Source organism: Rubritalea sp. (genome assembly GCF_051252225.1).
GTDB lineage: Bacteria > Verrucomicrobiota > Verrucomicrobiia > Verrucomicrobiales > Akkermansiaceae > Rubritalea.
The window spans coordinates 1-2,412 of the sequence record NZ_JBPOGE010000042.1 but is presented as its reverse complement, the minus strand read 5'-3'; the positions used below and the strand labels follow the sequence as shown (position 1 = coordinate 2,412).

The following is a 2,412-nucleotide window of genomic DNA, read 5'->3' as shown; positions in this document are numbered from 1 at the left end:
ATCTACTTCCTAAAATCTTCAGATTCACGCTAACGTAAAGCACACCAACCGAGTACTCGACCAGAAAGCTTTGGATTAAGATTTAAGAGTGAATGTAGAGAAAGGTGAGTCGCGCTCAAACGCGGTACGAGGTTGGGTGCAGCGTCTTGTTCTACAAAGGCAATTTAGAGCGTGGAGATTAGGAGGAGCTGAATCAGTAGGTAGTAAAGTGACAGGCATGTGAGAAAGGCAATAAAAGTGAAGTGTATCCAATATCGGATAGGTTCATGGGTTTTTGAATATGTACCCTGCATACTAGAATATGTACGCGTAAGAATAGTTTGAGTAGTCCATGATAGAAAACCTCCAGAAATGAGTGCTGTTAAAAAAAGTCCGAAATGATCCTTATTAAAGGGTAGGTGATTCAAGGATAGAACTAAGGATAAACCCATTGTGAATGTGCAGCATATGAGAAAAACCTTCCAGTTAGGTTTATAGGTCTGTCTTGTGTTATTGGGGTGTGACACGACTTAATTTAGTAGAACGTAAAGCACACCAACCGAGTACTCGGCCAGAAAGCTTTGGATTAAGATTTAAGGTTAGAATGTAGTGAAAGGTGAGTCGCGCTCAACCGCGGTACGAGGTTGGGTGCAGCGTCTTGTTCTACAAAGTTAGTTTTGTAGTCCTAGAGGAGGGTTACTATTAGGTGGTTTCAACCTCAATTTGATAGCTTGGATTATGTGGGCCACAGATAATATGAGGATGAAAAGTGCTCCGTCCAGATCTATTGGCGTTCTTAAAACCGCAGATCGTAGAAAAATGAATAGTGTTACGTAGAAAGTTACCTTGGCATGTTTAAATTTACCTTTGAAAGAGATGACTGTCATCGCCAATACAGCAGCGAGGCTAATGTAGTCATACAACCAGTTGGACCAGATGTATCGATTCTCGTGTCTCAGATGGCCACATTTACAATAGTGGTATTTATTACAGTAGGCGAATTCAAGAAGGGCTATCATGCCCGCGACTGCTATTTCTATATGACGACCCTTCATTTTAGTAGAACGTAAAGCACACCAATCACCGAACTCTCAGCGCGCTTTGGTTTTGGGTTAATGTTTGAATTGTGAAAATGGTTCGCGTCTCGACGGTGAGGGGATTGGGTGCAGCGTCTTGTTAGCCAAGTTTATTTTCCCATGTGACTTTGATGACATCTTCACCAACCTTAAAAAAATTTGTGAACCACTTTTGTAGTTCATATACTGATTTCTCTCCGATTTCTCCGGAAGATTTCAGAGCGTCAGCGTGCATGAACTGTATTTCTATAGGTCCACCCCATCTATTATAGATATATGATTTGGTCTTGTTGGCTGTTTCCAAAGCTGAACCTCTTGTTGAAGGGTTAATGTCTCCTAATTCTTGTTCTAAGCTATCCCAAACACCTGTAATTGATCTACTGTTAATCCTTAACGATAAATCAACTGGGATAACGAAAAGGTCGGTGTTTGCTGGTGTAGGGACATCATCTTCTGGAATGTCGATTGCCTGTACAGCGAGTTTGCAAGGTTGTTCTTCTTCTGACGCTATTTGATAATGCTTCCAGATTTCATCAAAACGTTTCTTGTCAATTTCTGAGAGATCAATTGGGGCAATTTTTGGTGTGCTTTCAATCCAACTGATAACCTCAGAAATAGCCTTTGCACAATTAGTAGCCTTAACCGATCTGTATGCTGACTCTAGTATCTTTAATTCGGATAAGATTGTTTTACGGTCACCGAAAAGGAAATTATCAAAACCGTTTGAATATAGTTCTGAGTCTGATTCTTCGATGATTGTATGATTGTTCATATTTAGGCTAACGTAAAGCACACCAATCACTGAACTCTCAGCGTGCTTTGGTTTTGGGTTGATGTTTGAATTGTGAAAATGGCTCGACTCTCGACGGTGAAGGGATTGGGTGCAGCGTCTTGTTAGGCAAGGCGATTTATGAGTTCAGCAGTCTGGCGCTCGCATGACGACAAGCTCAATAGAGAATAATACAGCCGAAGAAGTTCTAGATAATCAACTTCTGGAATATGAAACTCCCAACCCATCATTCCATGGTAAATTCCAACATAGCCATCTTCGATATGTATCCCTTGTTCTTTGTCGTACTCATCTAAATCCCCGGGATATGTAATGCCTGAATCTGAATTGCCACTTCCATAGCCGTGACGTTTCTCAGCAAAGGAAATTAAGCGTTCTTTTTCCGGATGCTCATCTAGCAAATACAAGACTAGCTTATGTTCCTCTTTATAGGGATCGACGGAAATGCCAATATCACTTTGAGGTGTCTTAAAGATCTTCATTTTAGCCTAACGTAAAGCACACCAACCGAAGACTCGGCCAGAAAGCTTTGTTTGTGAGTTTAGAGTTTGAGTGTAGTGAAGATTT

Annotated in this window: 2 protein-coding genes; both read right to left on the bottom strand. The window is 41.0% G+C overall.

The window, feature by feature from the left end; genetic code table 11:
• Positions 1-1,155: 1,155 nt before the first annotated feature.
• Positions 1,156-1,827 carry a hypothetical protein gene (locus tag ACSHX2_RS15295; protein WP_435693826.1) on the bottom strand — a complete coding sequence of 224 codons (672 nt, stop codon included), beginning with the start codon at positions 1,825-1,827 and terminating at the stop codon, positions 1,156-1,158.
• A gap of 122 nt (positions 1,828-1,949) precedes the next feature.
• On the bottom strand, positions 1,950-2,327 hold the full coding sequence (locus ACSHX2_RS15290; RefSeq protein WP_435693825.1) for a hypothetical protein: 378 nt from the start codon (positions 2,325-2,327) through the stop codon (positions 1,950-1,952).
• Between the last annotated feature and the right edge of the window lie 85 nt (positions 2,328-2,412).

Excerpts from the sequence above, each read along its gene's own strand:
- ACSHX2_RS15295 (WP_435693826.1), bottom strand. The coding sequence starts at position 1,827 with ATGAACAATCATACAATCATCGAAGAATCAGACTCAGAACTATATTCA.
- ACSHX2_RS15290 (WP_435693825.1), bottom strand. The coding sequence starts at position 2,327 with ATGAAGATCTTTAAGACACCTCAAAGTGATATTGGCATTTCCGTCGAT.